General features: G+C 57.1%; 17 protein-coding genes. 6 read left to right on the top strand and 11 right to left on the bottom strand.

Going from position 1 to position 16,344, the window contains the following annotated elements:
* Positions 1-22 precede the first annotated feature (22 nt).
* Positions 23-808 (top strand): MipA/OmpV family protein, encoded by a 786-nt coding sequence (locus IM284_RS04275; protein ID WP_047368443.1) that lies wholly within the window; start codon positions 23-25, stop codon positions 806-808.
* Between the two features lie 28 nt (positions 809-836).
* Here the strand turns inward: IM284_RS04275 and yajD are convergent, their stop codons facing one another.
* The gene (yajD, locus tag IM284_RS04280; protein WP_003857471.1) at positions 837-1,184 is read right to left on the bottom strand and encodes an HNH nuclease YajD; all 348 of its coding nucleotides are present in this window, start codon (positions 1,182-1,184) and stop codon (positions 837-839) included.
* Between the two features lie 177 nt (positions 1,185-1,361).
* Here yajD and IM284_RS04285 point away from each other — a divergent pair, with 177 nt between their 5' ends.
* Together IM284_RS04285 and IM284_RS04290 are read left to right on the top strand one after the other, a co-directional pair.
* On the top strand, positions 1,362-2,387 hold the full coding sequence (locus IM284_RS04285; protein WP_047368444.1) for an LLM class flavin-dependent oxidoreductase: 1,026 nt from the start codon (positions 1,362-1,364) through the stop codon (positions 2,385-2,387).
* A gap of 28 nt (positions 2,388-2,415) precedes the next feature.
* Positions 2,416-3,363 carry a zinc-dependent alcohol dehydrogenase family protein gene (locus IM284_RS04290; RefSeq protein ID WP_047368758.1) on the top strand — a complete coding sequence of 316 codons (948 nt, stop codon included), beginning with the start codon at positions 2,416-2,418 and terminating at the stop codon, positions 3,361-3,363.
* A gap of 3 nt (positions 3,364-3,366) precedes the next feature.
* On the opposite strand, the gene IM284_RS04295 is transcribed toward IM284_RS04290, so the two are convergent.
* A complete protein-coding gene (locus tag IM284_RS04295; protein ID WP_041910260.1) occupies positions 3,367-4,401 on the bottom strand; it encodes an AI-2E family transporter in 1,035 nt (344 codons plus the stop codon).
* Between the two features lie 422 nt (positions 4,402-4,823).
* Between IM284_RS04295 and mdtJ the strand changes: the two genes are divergently transcribed.
* On the top strand, positions 4,824-5,186 hold the full coding sequence (gene mdtJ / locus IM284_RS04300; RefSeq protein WP_028012965.1) for a multidrug/spermidine efflux SMR transporter subunit MdtJ: 363 nt from the start codon (positions 4,824-4,826) through the stop codon (positions 5,184-5,186).
* Positions 5,173-5,502, top strand: coding sequence for a multidrug/spermidine efflux SMR transporter subunit MdtI (gene mdtI / locus IM284_RS04305; RefSeq protein ID WP_028012966.1), 330 nt, complete (start codon positions 5,173-5,175; stop codon positions 5,500-5,502). Before mdtJ ends, mdtI begins: the two co-directional genes overlap by 14 nt.
* Before the next feature lie 38 nt (positions 5,503-5,540).
* Here the strand turns inward: mdtI and IM284_RS04310 are convergent, their stop codons facing one another.
* From IM284_RS04310 to puuD, 9 genes are all read right to left on the bottom strand, one after another.
* A complete protein-coding gene (locus tag IM284_RS04310; RefSeq protein WP_028012967.1) occupies positions 5,541-6,362 on the bottom strand; it encodes a serine protease in 822 nt (273 codons plus the stop codon).
* Between the two features lie 102 nt (positions 6,363-6,464).
* Positions 6,465-6,548: a hypothetical protein gene (locus IM284_RS23720; protein ID WP_023617729.1), complete on the bottom strand. Its 84-nt coding sequence runs from the start codon at positions 6,546-6,548 to the stop codon at positions 6,465-6,467.
* Positions 6,549-6,641: 93 nt separating this feature from the next.
* Positions 6,642-7,016 (bottom strand): acid resistance repetitive basic protein Asr, encoded by a 375-nt coding sequence (gene asr, locus IM284_RS04315; protein ID WP_032642591.1) that lies wholly within the window; start codon positions 7,014-7,016, stop codon positions 6,642-6,644.
* A gap of 148 nt (positions 7,017-7,164) precedes the next feature.
* A complete protein-coding gene (locus tag IM284_RS04320; protein WP_047368446.1) occupies positions 7,165-8,652 on the bottom strand; it encodes a carboxypeptidase M32 in 1,488 nt (495 codons plus the stop codon).
* A gap of 150 nt (positions 8,653-8,802) precedes the next feature.
* Positions 8,803-10,074 (bottom strand): 4-aminobutyrate transaminase, encoded by a 1,272-nt coding sequence (gene puuE / locus IM284_RS04325; RefSeq protein ID WP_047368447.1) that lies wholly within the window; start codon positions 10,072-10,074, stop codon positions 8,803-8,805.
* 25 nt (positions 10,075-10,099) lie between these two features.
* The gene (locus IM284_RS04330) at positions 10,100-11,380 is read right to left on the bottom strand and encodes an FAD-binding oxidoreductase (protein ID WP_047368448.1); all 1,281 of its coding nucleotides are present in this window, start codon (positions 11,378-11,380) and stop codon (positions 10,100-10,102) included.
* Entirely contained in the window at positions 11,377-12,870 is a 1,494-nt protein-coding gene (puuC, locus tag IM284_RS04335) for an aldehyde dehydrogenase PuuC (protein ID WP_047368449.1), read from the bottom strand. Before puuC ends, IM284_RS04330 begins: the two co-directional genes overlap by 4 nt.
* 157 nt (positions 12,871-13,027) lie before the next feature.
* Positions 13,028-13,585: an HTH-type transcriptional regulator PuuR gene (gene puuR, locus IM284_RS04340; RefSeq protein WP_013096835.1), complete on the bottom strand. Its 558-nt coding sequence runs from the start codon at positions 13,583-13,585 to the stop codon at positions 13,028-13,030.
* A gap of 25 nt (positions 13,586-13,610) precedes the next feature.
* Positions 13,611-14,375, bottom strand: a complete 765-nt coding sequence (gene puuD, locus IM284_RS04345) for a gamma-glutamyl-gamma-aminobutyrate hydrolase (protein ID WP_028012974.1) — start codon at positions 14,373-14,375, stop codon at positions 13,611-13,613.
* A 214-nt stretch (positions 14,376-14,589) separates the two neighbouring features.
* Here puuD and IM284_RS04350 point away from each other — a divergent pair, with 214 nt between their 5' ends.
* The gene (locus IM284_RS04350; protein WP_047075214.1) at positions 14,590-16,008 is read left to right on the top strand and encodes a glutamine synthetase family protein; all 1,419 of its coding nucleotides are present in this window, start codon (positions 14,590-14,592) and stop codon (positions 16,006-16,008) included.
* Positions 16,009-16,344 lie beyond the last annotated feature (336 nt).

Consider the following 16,344-nt stretch of genomic DNA (forward strand, 5'->3'; position numbering starts at 1 on the left):
CAGCGTCTGCGTGGAGAACAGTATGATAGCGATAAAAAAAAGCCTGTATATGACCGTTCCGCTTCTGATGGCCGTTGCCTCAGGTGTGCAGGCGGATGATGACGCCGCTTCCGGCTCTTTAACCGTCGGGCTGGGCGGTCACTATGCCCCCCGTTATTCAGGCTCAGACAAGCAGGTGTGGCAGGTGGTTCCTGTGCTGCAGGGGCGCAAGGGTGCTTTCTTTATTGATGCACAAAAAGGAGTGGGATATGACCTGCAAAACGACAGCGGTTGGTACCTGGAACATACGCTGGGTTACGACCTCGGGAGGGCAGAGAAAAATTCTGGCTGGCGTGAGGGCGCAAACAATCTGAAAGGGATGGGGGACATTGATGCCACCCTGAATACCGGCCTTGCCGTCGGCTGGCAGGCTGCGTCCTGGCTAAGCGTTGAGGGTAAGGCGACGCTACCGTTAACGGACAGCCAGGGCGTAAGTTATCAGGCGTCCGTTACGTTGATTCCCCTACAAAACAGCGAGGACACGATCGCCCTTCAGTCTGCGGCTCTGTTTGGCGACAGCCGTTATCTGAATACCTGGTATGGGGTCAGCGAGCAGCAGAGCCGCCGCACCGGCTATCGCCGCTATTCAGCGCCGGGGGGATTTTATGGCGTCGACACCAGCCTGACCTGGAGCCATCAGTTCGATGCTCACTGGGGAACGGTCCTGAGCGCGGACTATACCTGGCTTGGCGACCATGCGAATGAAAGCCCAATAGTGATGCGGCGCAATGAGGGGTCTGCAACCGCCGCTATCACCTGGACATTTTAAAATCGCGGAGCACGAGCGGACGAGAAGATTATTTCTTCTTATCCATCATCGCTTTTAAATCGGCAAACGGGTTAAACGTAGCGACACCCACGTCTTTTTGCGCGTCTTCACCGGCGACCACGGTGGTGCCGTACTGATCCGCTTCGGTGTATTTCGAATGCTCGTGATCGTGACAAAACAGGCACAACAGCTCCCAGTTGCTGCCATCTTCCGGGTTGTTAGTATGGTCATGATCGATATGGTGAACCGTCAATTCACGCAGGTTGGAATAGACGAACTCCCGCGAGCAGCGTCCGCAGACCCACGGATAGATTTTTAATGCTTTCTCGCGATAGCCGCTTTCCAGTCGCGCGTAGTTTTTGGGGATCAGAGCCATTGCCGGTTTTACCTGCCATGAAAAAAGTGGGGGATATTATATCCATTATGGAGCGGAATGACGAACCCCTCTATTCCGTCAATTTATTTGATGCTTTCCGTTAAATAAACGGCATTTATTCTTACCGGGTAATGCGTAAAGTGGACAGAACGCAACGCATTATCAGGACACAGGGTTATGAAAAAGATCGGGTTTTTATCGTTTGGTCACTGGACGCCTTCTCCGCAGTCCGGCACGCGCTCGGCGGCAGACACGCTGCTGCAGTCCATCGACCTGGCCGTGGCCGCTGAAGAGCTGGGCGCGGACGGCGCCTATTTCCGCGTGCACCACTTCGCCCGTCAGCTTAGCTCGCCGTTCCCTCTGCTGGCGGCAATAGGCGCGAAAACGAAAACCATTGAAATCGGTACGGGCGTGATTGATATGCGCTATGAAAACCCGATGTATATGGCCGAGGATGCGGGCGCGGCAGATCTGATCTCCGGCGGCCGTTTGCAGCTTGGCATCAGCCGCGGCTCCCCGGAGCAGGTCATTGATGGCTGGCGTCATTTCGGCTATGTCCCGCAGGAAGGGGAAAACGAATCGGATATGGCGCGCCGTCATACCGAGGTGCTGCTTGAGGTGCTGCGCGGCGAAGGGTTTGCAAAGCCGAATCCACAGCCGATGTTCCCCAATCCGCCTGGGCTGCTGCGCCTGGAACCGTATTCTGAAGGGCTGCGGGAGCGCATCTGGTGGGGCGCCGGTTCGAATGCGACGGCGGTATGGGCCGCGAAGCTCGGAATGAACCTGCAAAGCTCAACCCTGAAAGACGATGAAACCGGTGAGCCGTTCCATATTCAGCAGGCAAAACAGATCCGCGCGTACCGTCAGGCGTGGAAAGAGGCAGGGCATACGCGGCAGCCACGCGTCTCGGTCAGCCGCAGTATTTTTGCCCTGATGGACGACCGCGACCGGATGTACTTCGGTGCCAGCCGCAACGACAGCGATAGCGTGGGGTATCTTGATGAAAAAACGCGCGCGATCTTCGGGCGCAGCTATGCCGCGGAGCCTGACAGGCTGATCGAACAGCTGAAGAAGGACGAGGCGATTGCCGAGGCTGATACGTTATTACTGACCGTACCGAACCAGCTCGGTGTGGATTACAATGCGCACGTGATTGAGTCCATTCTCAAACATGTCGCACCGGCAATGGGCTGGCGCGATTAAGTATTCCGCCGTCAGCCGTGAGATCGTAATGGAAAATCTGGCCCTCTGGTATCGCCGTTTTGGCGAGCCAGAATCTGTTCTGCAACCTGAAACCGCGCCGCCGGGCGCGCTTGCGCCGGGATACCTCCGCGTGCAAATGCTGTATGCGCCGGTGAACGCGTCCGATCTCATTCCCATTACCGGCGCTTACCGCCACAGAACCCCGCTGCCCGCCGTCGCGGGGTATGAAGGCGTCGGCGTTGTCATTCAGGCGCCCGCGACTTTTGTGCATCTGCAGGGTAAACGCGTTCTGCCGCTGCGCGGGCAGGGCACCTGGCAGCGTTATGCGGATTGCCCGGCAGAGTATGCGATCCCCGTGCCGGATGATGTCGATTCACGCCTGGCCGCGCGGGCCTATATCAACCCGCTGGCGGCGCAGATGATGTTGAGCCACTATCCACCGCGGGGAAAACGGGTGCTGCTCACGGCCGCCGGTTCGGATTGCGCCATCCTGCTCGGGCAGTGGGCGCGTCTGGCGGGGGCAGAGGCGGTGTACGGTATTCATCGTTCGCCCGTTCACGCTGAACGGCTGGCGGCGATGGGGATCGTTCCTGTCGCACAGCATGACATGCAGCGGATTCTCTCCGTTGCCGCGCGTGCCGACGTCGTTTACGATGCAACCGGCGGGGCGCTGGCGGAAGCGATCCTGAGCGTGCTGCCGGAGCAGGGCATATTTGTCTGCTACGGGCTCCTCTCCGGGCAGACCTTCCGCCAGCAGCGGCCCCTGCCGCGCGTGGCGTGGTTCCATATTCGTAACTATCTGGATGGGCTCAGCGCAGAGGCGTGGCGCGCGGAGTTCGATCAAATCTGGCCCCGGATGCGCGCCAGCGCGTACAGCCCCGGAACGGTGTACCCTCTGACGGACTGGCAGAGGGCGCTCAGGGCTTACCGTGAAGGAGGAAGGGCAAGCAAGCCCCTCATGTCGATGGCGGAATGACAGCTATTGATGGCTCATATCGCTCAGCAGCACGGCGATGCTTTGCCCGCCCGCCGTCTGTTCCAGACCAATCTTCACGATGATGGTCAGCGGAACGGAGAGCAGCATGCCTACGGGACCGAGCAGCCAGCCCCAGAAAATCAGGGACAAAAAGACGACCAGCGTCGAAAGCCCCAGCCCACGCCCCATCATTCGTGGTTCAAGAATATTCCCGAATACCAGGTTAATCGCCAGATAGCCGGCCAGCAGAATCAGCGCATCATAAAATCCGCTGAACACCAGCACCTGAAGAATAGGGGGGATTGCCGCCAGCACGGAGCCGATGTTAGGAATGTAGTTGAGCGCAAATGCCAGTAACCCCCAGACGAACGCAAAGCGCACGTCCAGCGCCACCAGCATTCCCCAGACCACCACCCCGGTGACCAGGCTGATGACGGTTTTCAGTACCAGATAGCGTGAAACGCTGTCCAGCGCGCGCTGAATAGCGCCCATTCCTTCAACCGGACGAACCATGATTTGCTGTAACTTTGCGGGCAGCTGTGGCACCTCCAGCAGCATGAACACCACCGTTAAAAACAGCAGGAAAATGGAGGTCATGGCATTGGAAAGCTGCGTCAGCAGGCCTGTGACGATGGTCATGGCCGCATTAGGGTCGATATATTTAAGAAGCTCCTCAACCGAGACTTCTATTCCCGCGCGCTGAAGCCAGGGCTCAAGCTGCAGCAGCGGTATCGCCAGCGAGGAACGGTATTTCGGCAGCGTTCGCGCCAGTTCGTTCAACGAGGTACCCAGATACGCAACCAGTAACACCATGGCGAAAATAATGACGCTAATTAGCAGGGTAATTGCCAGCACGCGCGGGATGCGCAGCCGCGTCATGCGCCGGACCAGTGGGTTAAGGATCACCGCAACAAACAGGGCCAGAATAAAGGGCACAATGATGTCGGCGGCAAAACGAACGCCCGTGAGTATGATCACCAGCATGCCCAGCATGATGACAATTTTTAACCCGTTGAGGGTAATAATGGGTTTAGCCATGGTGACTCCAAAAAATGCTTTTTATTTATAATAGAGGGTAAACGCCCTGCAATAAACTAACCAAAATCAAACGGGATGGGTAAAGAATTGAAAAGACTTTGAGTAAAATCTTCAGTTATGGTACAAATTTGGCGTGTTCAACTACCGAGGACAATTTTCATCCGCAAAGACGAGAAGCAACAACGCGGATAATTGTAATTTTATGGACAATTTGTTCAGGACCTATTCTTCAAACAACGCTGCTCTATTTTCTACCTCCTTCTGCCTGATTGCTGGTGAGCAACACTGGCGCACCGCACTATAGTCACCTCTTCTGCCTGAGCTGGCGCTACGCGCTTAGCTGTCTGATTTAATTTCATATTTTTTTGGTTTGCTGCATGCGGCGGGCCACGATGGATTATATTCTCAAGCAGGAGAAAAACATGTTTTACTGGATCTTATTAGCCCTGGCTATCCTCGCTGAAATTACCGGCACGCTGTCAATGAAATGGGCAAGCGTCAGCGAGGGCAATACCGGTTTTATTTTAATGCTGGTGATGATATCCCTTTCCTATATTTTCCTCTCATTTGCGGTGAAGAAAATTGCGCTGGGTGTGGCCTATGCGCTGTGGGAAGGGATCGGTATTTTATTGATTACCCTGTTCAGCGTTCTGATATTCGACGAAACATTAACAACAATGAAGGTCGCCGGGTTAACGACGCTGGTCGCGGGTATCGTGCTGATTAAATCAGGTACCCGTAAACCGACAAAACAGCAGAAGGAGCAGAACCATGCAACAGTTTGAATGGGTTCATGCGGCCTGGCTGGGCTTCGCCATCGTGCTGGAAATTCTGGCGAACGTTCTGCTGAAATTCTCTGACGGTTTTCGCCGTAAGGTTTATGGCCTGATGTCGATTGCCGCAGTGCTGGGGGCGTTCAGCGCCCTGTCACAGGCGGTCAAAGGTATCGATCTGTCCGTGGCCTATGCGCTGTGGGGCGGTTTTGGTATCGCCGCCACCCTGGCCGCAGGGTGGGTGCTTTTCGGGCAGCGTTTAAATAATAAAGGCTGGATAGGGCTGATCTTGCTGCTGGCGGGCATGATCATGATAAAACTCGCCTGATCAATTGGTAACCCTGATTCACAGACAGCCGCGCTGGCTTACTCTTTAGCCAGCGCTTCCAGCTTATCGCGAAAACCGGTGACGGATAAGGCCCGGTTATCGGCTCGCCAGCGGTCTTTCGCCGCCGGGGCGGAGCTTTGAACCCCAATCAACTGCCAGCCGTTATCGGTTTTCAGCATCAGCGGTGAACCGCTGTCGCCCGGCAACGTATCGCACTGATGGGAAAGCACGCTGGTCTGCGCCCAGCCCGTCACGATACAGTCCGTGTGGGTGTAAAGCGCATCCAGATGATCGACCGGGTAGCCTGACTGCGTCACCTTGCGGTCGGCGGCTTTCAGCGCGGCGGTGAGCGCCGCTTTATCGCCATCAAATAACGGCAGCGGCGTAATGCCCGAAGGCGGGTAGCGCAAAATAATCAGGCCAAAATCCCACGAGGCTGCCGCGGGCGGCACAATCCAGCCGTCTCCATCCGGTTTAAGACGCTTCCCAAGAGAAGCATCAACCCGGCCTTCAATGCCGTGGATTTCATAGCGCCAGATCCCTTTTTGCGACACAAATCGTAAGACAACCGCTTTGTCTGGCTTACCGTTGGGTGGCGTCAACAGGCAGTGGCCCGCCGTCAGCGCTAATTGCGGGGTGATTAACGTCGCGGTACACAGGTTGCCGCTGGCGGTTTCCAGTTGGCCTATAGCGTCCCAGGGAGCCTGGGTAGGATCGGTGACGCGAGTACGATCGTCATGACCGAAAAAAAGCGTCTTTAGCTCTTTCGCGCTAATGGCGTTATCACCGCCATCATCCGCCTGTGAAAATCCAGAAAAAAGGCCAAACGTTCCCAGCAACAACACAACAGATTTACGCATATCACACTCTGGTGGGGGTAATTATGATTATTAAAAGTGAACCCTATGAAAATACTATAGACGGGACGGCGCTAAAGTGGGAGTAAAATCAGCGTGCTACAGTCAGGAAAGATAAAAGCGGCTTGCGATGAGCGCGCATAAAATAAGCAGGATAAGAATCAGCTCAAACCGATAGCGTCGCAGCATACGCCCTCCGGATAAAAAAAACGGCGCAGAACCTTTTCCGGTTCAGCGCCGGTTTACCAACGTGCCCCGCAGGGCACGGTTAAGCTTGTACGCTTACGCAGCTGGCTGTGCAGCTGGTTTAGCAGCTTCGTGTTTTACTGCTTTTTTGTGATGCTTTTTCGCAGCCTGGGCTTTCTGCTCTACGGCTGGTTTAGCGGCTTTCTTGTGGTGCTTTTTCGCAGCCTGGGCTTTCTGCTCTACGGCTGGTTTAGCGGCTTTTTTGTGGTGCTTTTTAGCTGCCTGCGCTTTTTGCTCTGCAGCCGGTTTAGCGGCTTTGTGGTGTTTCTTGTGATGTACGGTTTTTGCTGGCGCCGCGGTGGTCGTTGCAGCAGGCGCCGCAGCAGCTGGTGCAGCAGTGGTTTCAGCAGCAAAAGCAGCAGAAGACAGACCCATAGCAGCGGCAACAACCAGAGCTAATACTTTTTTCATGTTCATACCCTCGAATTTGGTTTTTCATTTAACCCCACTGCGGGGCCGTTGAAATAACTATATCCCTGTAAATTCGGGGTTTCCGTGAGTGATTGGTATCGGCGTGTAACCATATGTACAAGGCCGGGGAAGAACCCCGGCCTTATCATTACAGGTAGCGTGAGGTCAGGTGTTCGCGGAAGTAGCGGATATTCAGATCTTCCCCCGTCGCCTGGGTGATTAACTGCGACGTGCTAAAGCGGCTACCGTGCTGCCAGATGTTCTGACGCAGCCACTCAAAGAGGGCGGAAAAATCGCCCTCAGCGATGGAGGCCTGCAGTCCCGGAAGCGCCGTTTTGGCCGCATGGAACAGCTGCGCGGCATACATCGCGCCCAGCGTGTACGACGGGAAGTAACCAAACCCGCCGTCGGTCCAGTGGATATCCTGCATGCAGCCGTTGCGGTAGTTATCTTTGGTGGATAATCCGAGCCAGGCCTGCATTTTCTCATCCCACAGGGCGGGGATATCGTCCACCTCGATCTCGCCGTTGATCAGGGCGCGCTCAATCTCATAGCGCAGCACCACGTGTGCCGGGTAGCTCACTTCGTCGGCATCGACGCGGATATAGCCTGGCTTCACGCGCTGGTTCCAGGCGATAAAGTTCTCTTCGCTAAACGCCGCCTGACTGCCAAAGCGGGCGTGAACGGCTGGGAGGAGGTGCTTGAGGAAGGCTTCGCTGCGTCCCAGTTGCATCTCAAAGAACAGGCTCTGGGATTCGTGGATCGCGGTTGAGCGGGCCAGGGCAATAGGCTGTCCTGCCCACGCGCGCGGCAGGTTTTGTTCGTAGCGCGCGTGTCCGGTTTCGTGGATCACGCCAAACAGCGCGCTGAGCAGCTCGTCCTCATCATAGCGCGTGGTGATGCGCACATCTTCCGGTACGCCGCCGCAGAACGGGTGCGCACTTACGTCGAGGCGACCGCCGTTAAAATCGAAGCCGAGCATCTTCATGGCTTCCAGACCCAGTTCGCGCTGGGTTGCCGTCGGGAAGGGGCCCTGCGGCGGAACGAACGACCGCTGAGCCTGTTTCTCCACCGCGCTTGCCAGCAGGTCCGGCAGCCAGGTTTTCATATCACCAAACAGCACGTCCAGGCGCGCGCTGGTCATGTCCGGTTCAAAAATATCCAGCAGCGCGTCGTACGGCGTACAGCCTTTGGCTTCTGCGCGCAGGCGGGCTTCTTCACGGCTGAGTTTCACCACTTCTTTCAGGTTGGCGGAAAAGCCCTGCCAGTCGTTGGCGGGACGCTGCGTACGCCAGGCGTGCTCGCACCTGCTGCCCGCGAGAGATTTGGCTTCCACCAGCGATTCCGGCAGCAGGGTAGCCTGCTGATACTGTCGCGTCATTTCCCGCAGGTTGGCCTGTTCGACGTCATTCAGATCTTCCCCTGCTGCGGCCACTAACAGGTCGCCGACTTTTTTATCGGTCAGAATCTGGTGCTGCAGGACGCTCATCTCTGCCAGCGCTTCACCGCGCGCGGCGCTGCCGCCTGGCGGCATCATGGTGAACATGTCCCAGCTGGCGATGGAGGAGAGGTGCGAGAAGCGTGAGAGGCGCTGGAAGGTTTTCACAAGTGACTGATAGGCTGATGTTTTTTGCAATTCTTATTTCCTCATGCCGGGGATGTGTTTCAGGGAGCATACAATGAAACAGACCAAATTCCCCAACATTTCCCACACGGAGGAAATCTGTGCCGATCTCCTCCGTTGAAACCGTCCCCGGCATTCCGGGTGACGGTTTTCGGTGGGCACTCAGGACTTATCACGCATGACCTGTTGCAGGATAGCCAGCGCCTGGTTGAACTGGGCATCCGGAATGGTCAGCGGATAAAGGAAGCGGATCACGTTGCCGTACTGGCCGCAGATCAATAACAGCAGGCCCTGGGCGAGCGCCTTTTGCTGTATCGCCTGCGCAATGGCGGCCGACGGTTCACGGCTCTCGGGATCAAAAAACTCCGCCGCAATCATCGAGCCTCTTCCCCTTATCGCCACGAGCGCAGGGAAGGTGCCCTGAATCTCCTCCAGCGTGGCTTTCAGTCGATCCCCCAGATGGCAGGCGCGGGCGCACAGTGACTCGTTGTCGATAATATTCAGCACCGCGTGCGCGGCGGCAACCGCAAGCGGGTTGCCTGCATAGGTCCCCCCCAGACCGCCGGGAGCCGGCGCGTCCATGATTTCGGCGCGACCCACCACGCCAGACAGCGGCATTCCGCCTGCCAGGCTTTTCGCCATCGTCATCAGGTCGGGCTTGTCCGCGTAGTGTTCCATGGCAAACAGTTTACCCGTACGGGCGAAGCCGCTCTGCACTTCGTCTGCAATCATCACGATCCCGTGCTCATCACAGATTCGGCGGATGGCGGCCACCAGCTCTGGCGGGGCGACGTTGAATCCGCCTTCACCCTGAATGGGTTCAAAAATAATCGCCGCAACCTGTTTCGCCTCAATATCCGCTTTGAACAGGCGTTCTATCGCCGTGATGGCATCCTGCGTCGTGATGGCGTGCAGCTCGGAGGGATACGGCACGTGATAAACCGACCCCGGGAAGGGGCCAAATCCCAGCTTATAAGGCGCGACCTTGCCGGTTAAGGCCATGGTCATATAGGTTCGGCCGTGGAAGCCTCCCCCGAAGGCAATCACGCCCGGTCTGCCGGTGTGGGCCCGGGCGATTTTAATGGCGTTTTCCACCGCTTCTGCGCCCGTGGTGAAGAACGCCGTTTTGGCCGGGCTCTGGATCGGGGCCAGCTCGTTAAGTTTCTCGGCTAATGAAACGTAGCTTTCATACGGCACAATCTGGTAGGCCGTGTGGGTGAACTGGTGAAGCTGTTTTTCCACTGCGGCCACCAGTTCAGGATGACGATGGCCGGTATTCAGCACCGCGATCCCGGCGGCGAAATCAATATAGTCGTTGCCTTCCACGTCGGTAAGCGTGGCATTCTCCGCCGAGCGGGCAAAGAAATTACACATTACGCCTACGCCGCGCGGGGTGGCAGAAAGTCTGCGCTGATGAAATTCCTGGTTACTCATGTCAGATACCCTTTTGTCGAAACGATCATACGCCAAGACGATCGCGCAGGCTGTAGTACGCCGCGCCCATCGCCGTGAATGGAATCCGCAGGCTGCGACCGCCCGGGAAGGGGTAGTGCGGGAGGTTAGCAAACGCATCAAAGCGCTCAGCGTCACCGCGCAACAGTTCCGAGATCAGCCGTCCGGCCAGGTGGGTGCAGGTCACGCCGTGGCCGCTGTAGCCCTGCATGTAATAGATGTTTTTATCCAGACGACCAAACTGCGGCATACGGGACAGGGTCAGCAGGAAATTGCCCGTCCAGCGGTAGTCGATTTTGACGCCTGCCAGCTGAGGGAAGGTTTTCAGCAGCTTTGGCATCACCAGGCGCTCGACATCGTCCGGATCGCGCGCGCCATAGACGACGCCACCGCCGTACAGCAGGCGGTTGTCGGCGGTGAGGCGGTAGTAATCCAGCAGATAATTGCAATCTTCCACGCAGTAGTTATTGGGGATCAGCGTGCGGGCGACCTCTTCCGACAGCGGGGCGGTGGTCACCACCTGGGTGCCGCAGGGCATGCTGCGTTTTGCCAGCTCCGGTTCTATCTTATCGCCCAGATAGGCATTCCCGGCGACGATCACGTAGCGGGCCGTGACCTGGCCATGCTGCGTGCTTACTACTGCCGGGCTGGTATGCTGAATGGCGGTCACCGGAGACTGTTCATATACACGCCCACCGTTCAGGCGAATGGCGTCCGCTTCGCCGATCGCCAGGTTTAGCGGATGAATGTGCCCCCCGCTGCGGTCCAGCAGCGCACCGGTATAGCGGTCGCTGTCGACTTCCCGGCGGATGGCGCTGGCGTCCAGCAACTCCAGCTGGGTGTTGCCGTAGCGTTCCCAGTTGGACTTTTGCTCCTCCAGCGTCTCCAGTTGCTTATGGTTTAGCGCCACAAACAGCCCGCCGGGACGATAGTCGCACTGGATCTGATAGCGCTGGATACGCTCCCGAATAATTTCCCCGCCTTCAAACATCATGCTCCCGAGCACTTTGGCGGCATCGGGCCCGTAGTTTTTCTCGATCACGTCGATATCGCGGCTGTAGGAGTTAACCAGCTGGCCGCCGTTGCGTCCGCTGGCGCCGAAGCCGATGCGCGCACCTTCAAGGAGTACCACGTCGTAGCCCATTTCGGCGAGATGTAGCGCGGAGGAGAGGCCGGTATAGCCGCCGCCCACCACGCACACGTCACAGCTGATCGACTCGTTAAGCGTCGGGAAAGGTTCATAAGCGTTCGCGCTGGCCGCGTAGTAGCTGGTGGTATGTTCGGTCATGATTGAGGCTCCAGGGCAATCCAGATGGTTTTCAGTTCGGTAAATTTTTCCAGCGCGTGCAGGGACTTATCGCGACCGTTGCCGCTCTGCTTATAGCCGCCAAAGGGTACGGTCATGTCACCGTCGTTGTAGTTATTGACGAAGACCGAGCCGGCTTTCAGGCGGCGGCTCATGCGGTGCGCCCGGGAGAGATCGCGGGTCCATACCGCCGCGCCAAGCCCGTATTCACTGTCGTTAGCCAGCGTTAAGGCTTCCTCTTCGGTTTTAAAACGGGTGACAACCAGCACCGGCCCGAAAATCTCTTCCCGGCACAGCGGGGAGGCAGGGTCGATGTCGACAAAAATGGTGGGACCGACTGCGGAAGGCCATGATTGTTCCCGCCCGTCCAGCAGCAGCGTACCTTTCCGGGTTCCCTCGCGAATAAACGTGTGGACGGTATCGGCGTGCGCAGCGTCGATGAGCATGCCCATCGTGCTGTCGGGGTCGAGCGGATCGCCAGGCTGCCAGTGACGGGCCTGCGCTTTCAGCCTTGCCAGAAAATCATCGGCGATGTTGTCTTCGAGCAGCAGGCGGGTACCGGCGATACAGACTTGCCCCTGGTTGTAAAAAATCCCGGCGGCGGTCGCGCTCACGGCCTTGTCCATGTCCGGACAGTCGGCAAAGATAATGTTGGCGCTCTTGCCGCCTGCCTCCAGCCAGACGCGCTTCATGTTGCTTTCTCCCGCGTCCTTCAACAGCTGCTTGCCGGTACGGGTAGAGCCGGTAAACGTCAGCACTTCGACCTCCGGATGCAGTGCCAGCGCCTGGCCCGCTTCGTGGCCGTAACCGCTTATCACATTCAGCACGCCGTCCGGCAGGCCCGCCTCTTTCGCCAGCCCGGCCAGGCGCAGGGCGGTGAGCGGTGATTTCTCCGACGGTTTTAATACCACGCTATTGCCCGCGATCAGCGCCGGGCCCAGCTTCCAGCAGGCCAGCAGCAGCGGGAAATTCCAGGGGACGATGGCCGCGACAACCCCGATCGGCTCGCGCACGATCATCGCCAGCTCGCCCGGACCCGTAGGCGCCACTTCGCCGTAGACTTTATCCGCCGCTTCGGCGTACCAGCGAATGGCGCGCGCCGCGCCGGGAATATCGTCGCGCAGGCTGTGGCGGATGGGTTTACCGGTGTCCAGCGTTTCCAGTAAGGCCAGCTCTTCGCCGTGGCGTTCCATTAAATCGGCGAGCTTATTCAGCACGGCCTTGCGCTGCGCCGGAGACGCCTGTGACCAGTCGCCGCGCTCAAATACCTCACGTGCGGCCTGAACCGCGCGGTCCACGTCCGCCTGCTTGCCCCGGGCCACGTTCGCCAGCGTCTGTTGGGTAGCGGGATTGACGGTTTCAAATGTGGCATTATCGGCGGCGTCACAATAGGCACCGTTAATAAATAACCGGGTCTCAATGGCGCTGTTTTTTGCTTTATCCTGCCAGTAAGTCAGGTGCTGAAAATGCATATTCACTCCTTTCTTTCGCAATCAGATAAATAAAGGCATGGCCGTTTCAGGCAATACGAAGCCGTGGGGCATCCCGGGAATTAACCCGTTGAATGCCGACATTGATCGTTTTTATTTGTCCCGGCGTAAGCGCGCTTACGCCGGGACTGAGTGGTAATTAGAACGTGGTGGGGGTGTGGGCACTGATAATGCGGCAGATGCCTGCCGAGGTATTGCTGAAGCTGTGCGGTATGCCGGTATTGATGGCATAGCTCTGCCCTGCAACCAGGTGATAAGGCTGGCCATTAATGGTCAGCACTATTTCACCTTCCAGTATCGTACCGATCTCCTCACCCTGATGTTTGATCCTCTCTCCGGTCGTGGTTCCAGGCTGGTAAGTTTCAAAAATCATCGCCAGCGTACGGTTCGGATTTCCGTTATGAACCAGCTTCATCGAAACCCCCTGACTGCCTATTTCGATAAGGTCTTCCTGATTAATAACCACCTGCGGTTCATCAGGTTTTTCCGGTTCCGAAAAGAATTCCGAGAGCGACAGCCCATAGACTTTCAGCAGCTTTTGCAGCGTACTGATGGCAGGACTCACTTTGTCCTGCTCAATGGTGCTGATGGCACTGTGTGTTAACCCAGACAGTTCGGCGGCACGCCGCTGCGAGAGACCCAATTGCTGGCGGATCTCAGACAGACGTTTCCCTGGCGCCAGTCCGTCATCGCTCATAGTTGCATTTCCTTTACGGTAGTGGTCAAAGCCGTTGCTTCTCGGCAATGTGGCTTTGACAGGCGGTGATAAAACCATCAAACAACATACGTGAGAGGGCGTACTCGCTGCTGTTCCATTCGGGGTGCCATTGCACGCCGAGGGCAAAAGGGTGGTCATGAACGCTGACCGCTTCCACCAGCCCGTCCGTCGAACGGGCCTCCACGCGAAGCCGTGGTCCTAACGTTCGTGCACCTTGTCCGTGTAACGAGTTTACCCAAAATGTGTTACAGCCTGGTATTAATTGAGACAGCAGTCCTCCCTCCTGAACCTGAACCTCATGAGAAGGGGCGTATTGTAGCTCAACCGGCAGTTCAGGATCTTCCCGGTGTTCAAGCAGGTCGTTCTGCTCGAACAGGCGGCGATACAGCGTTCCTCCCGTCGCAACAACCAGTTCCTGCAGCCCCCGGCAGATGGCGAAAATGGGGATGCGCCTTTCGAGCGCGGCGGCAATCAGCGCCATACTCAGAAGATCTCGCCCGGGATCGGCGTCAGGCTCATCGCCGTTTTCACCATAAAGGTGCGGCTGCACGTTACTTGGGCTGCCCGGCAGGTAAATCCCGTCCAGGGTTGGCAGCAGAGCGGTAAGTAGCTCTGGCTCTGCCAGCGCATGGGGTAAGGCAATCGGTAAGCCCCCCGCGTTAATAATGGCATTCAGGTACTTTTCTTGCAGGGTCTGGGTCTCATGACCCTTAAGCCTGTTTCTGCACATCACTACGCCAATAACTGGCTTGTTCATTATATTTTCCATGATCGCCCTCACAAAGTGGACTAAATTTAGGCCATTCTCGCCTGTAAAACGGCCTTTTCGTTCAATATTTTCTCAATCTAGCAACGAGATCTGCCTTTTGCAAACTTAATTTAACATTTGACAAACAATTTGTTTGCATACAGATTCGATAGGGTGGACATTATATTTGACAGTCCAGAGCAGCGAACGCAAATCCCAAAAACGGTGGTAAATCATGGAAACCAATATCGTAGAAGTTGAGAACTTTGTGCAGCACACGGATGAGAGGCGGGGCAGCGCCTTTACGCAGGAAGTGAAGCGCTATTTAGAAAAGTATCCTGACACCCAGTTTATTGATGTCCTTCTGACCGACCTGAACGGCTGTTTTCGCGGCAAGCGCATCCCGGTTGCCGGACTGAGCAAGCTTGAAAAAGGCTGCTATTTCCCGGCATCGGTTTTCGCTATGGACATTTTGGGTAACGTCGTGGAAGAGGCGGGCCTGGGGCAGGAGCTCGGCGAGCCGGACTGTATCTGCGTGCCGGTGCCGGGTACCCTGACGCCGTCCGCCGCCGACCCGGAATACATTGGTCAGGTGCAGCTCACCATGGTCGATGAAGATGGCGCTCCCTTTGACGTTGAGCCGCGGAACGTACTCAACCGACTCTGGCAGCAGCTGCGCCAGCGCGGTCTGTTCCCCGTGGTAGCGGTAGAGCTGGAGTTCTATTTACTTGACCGTAAGCGCGATGCCGACGGCTATCTGCAGCCACCCTGCGCGCCGGGCACCGACGTACGCAACACGCAGAGTCAGGTCTACTCGGTTGATAACCTGAACCACTTTGCTGACGTGCTGAACGACATTGACGAACTGGCGCAGCTGCAGCTGATCCCCGCCGACGGGGCCGTGGCTGAGGCCTCCCCGGGCCAGTTTGAGATAAACCTGCACCATACGGAAAATGTGCTCGACGCCTGCGATGATGCGCTGGCGCTAAAACGTCTCGTCAGGCAGATGGCGGAAAAACATAAGATGCACGCCACGTTTATGGCAAAGCCGTATGAAGAGCATGCGGGCAGCGGGATGCATATTCACATCAGCATGCAAAACAACCGAGGCGAAAACGTGCTCGCAGACGCCAGCGGCGAGGATTCCGCGCTGCTGAAACGCGCGCTGGCCGGGATGATCGATCTGATGCCCGCGTCCATGGCGCTGCTGGCGCCGAACGTCAACTCCTACCGCCGCTTCCAGCCGGGAATGTACGTACCGACGCAGGCGTCATGGGGACACAATAATCGCACCGTCGCCCTGCGTATCCCCTGCGGCGATCGCCATAACCATCGGGTCGAGTACCGGGTGGCGGGCGCTGACGCGAACCCGTATCTGGTGATGGCGGCGATTTTTGCCGGCATTCTACACGGGCTGGATAACGATTTACCCCTGCAGGAAGAAGTGGAAGGCAACGGTCTGGAGCAGGACGGACTGCCGTTCCCGATTCGTCAGAGCGATGCGCTGTGGGAATTTATGCAAAACGATAGCCTTCGCGAGCGGCTGGGCGAACGTTTCTGCCACGTCTATCACGCCTGCAAAAATGATGAATTACTGCAGTTTGAACGCCTGATTACCGAAACAGAAATTGAGTGGATGCTGAAAAACGCCTGATGACGTGCCCCGGTAAGGGGCCGCTTTGTTTCATCGCATACGTATCACCAAACGGCCTGCGCGGAGCCTGGCCGAAACGTTCGCTGGCACGCCAGCTATCTCCCGGGAGTCGCGTTATGGAGCGCAGGCGGCACAGGGACTTTCTTAACGACACTGTGTGACGAGGTAGGAAATGATGCAGATGTTCAACTATCCGCAGGGCGAAGGGGGCCAGTCAGGCGCCTGCTATGAGTGCGAGCGAGAGACGCTGCGCTGGTACGATCGCGTATGTTCTTTACAACTTCCCCCTTTGCTAAGCAGGTTTGCGTTACGGTCAACGCGATTGCAAACCACGGT

It is taken from the genome of Enterobacter cloacae complex sp. P12RS (assembly GCF_014895875.1).
GTDB classification, from domain to species: domain Bacteria; phylum Pseudomonadota; class Gammaproteobacteria; order Enterobacterales; family Enterobacteriaceae; genus Enterobacter; species Enterobacter bugandensis.

Coding starts and splice junctions, on each gene's coding strand:
- puuR (WP_013096835.1), bottom strand. CDS start 13,585: ATGAGCGATGACGGACTGGCGCCAGGGAAACGTCTGTCTGAGATCCGC.
- yajD (WP_003857471.1), bottom strand. CDS start 1,184: ATGGCTCTGATCCCCAAAAACTACGCGCGACTGGAAAGCGGCTATCGC.
- IM284_RS04275 (WP_047368443.1), top strand. CDS start 23: ATGATAGCGATAAAAAAAAGCCTGTATATGACCGTTCCGCTTCTGATG.
- mdtI (WP_028012966.1), top strand. CDS start 5,173: ATGCAACAGTTTGAATGGGTTCATGCGGCCTGGCTGGGCTTCGCCATC.
- IM284_RS04290 (WP_047368758.1), top strand. CDS start 2,416: ATGGAAAATCTGGCCCTCTGGTATCGCCGTTTTGGCGAGCCAGAATCT.
- IM284_RS04285 (WP_047368444.1), top strand. CDS start 1,362: ATGAAAAAGATCGGGTTTTTATCGTTTGGTCACTGGACGCCTTCTCCG.
- IM284_RS04295 (WP_041910260.1), bottom strand. CDS start 4,401: ATGGCTAAACCCATTATTACCCTCAACGGGTTAAAAATTGTCATCATG.
- asr (WP_032642591.1), bottom strand. CDS start 7,016: ATGAAAAAAGTATTAGCTCTGGTTGTTGCCGCTGCTATGGGTCTGTCT.
- mdtJ (WP_028012965.1), top strand. CDS start 4,824: ATGTTTTACTGGATCTTATTAGCCCTGGCTATCCTCGCTGAAATTACC.
- puuE (WP_047368447.1), bottom strand. CDS start 10,074: ATGAGTAACCAGGAATTTCATCAGCGCAGACTTTCTGCCACCCCGCGC.
- puuD (WP_028012974.1), bottom strand. CDS start 14,375: ATGGAAAATATAATGAACAAGCCAGTTATTGGCGTAGTGATGTGCAGA.
- IM284_RS04350 (WP_047075214.1), top strand. CDS start 14,590: ATGGAAACCAATATCGTAGAAGTTGAGAACTTTGTGCAGCACACGGAT.
- IM284_RS04330 (WP_047368448.1), bottom strand. CDS start 11,380: ATGACCGAACATACCACCAGCTACTACGCGGCCAGCGCGAACGCTTAT.
- puuC (WP_047368449.1), bottom strand. CDS start 12,870: ATGCATTTTCAGCACCTGACTTACTGGCAGGATAAAGCAAAAAACAGC.
- IM284_RS04310 (WP_028012967.1), bottom strand. CDS start 6,362: ATGCGTAAATCTGTTGTGTTGTTGCTGGGAACGTTTGGCCTTTTTTCT.
- IM284_RS23720 (WP_023617729.1), bottom strand. CDS start 6,548: ATGCTGCGACGCTATCGGTTTGAGCTGATTCTTATCCTGCTTATTTTA.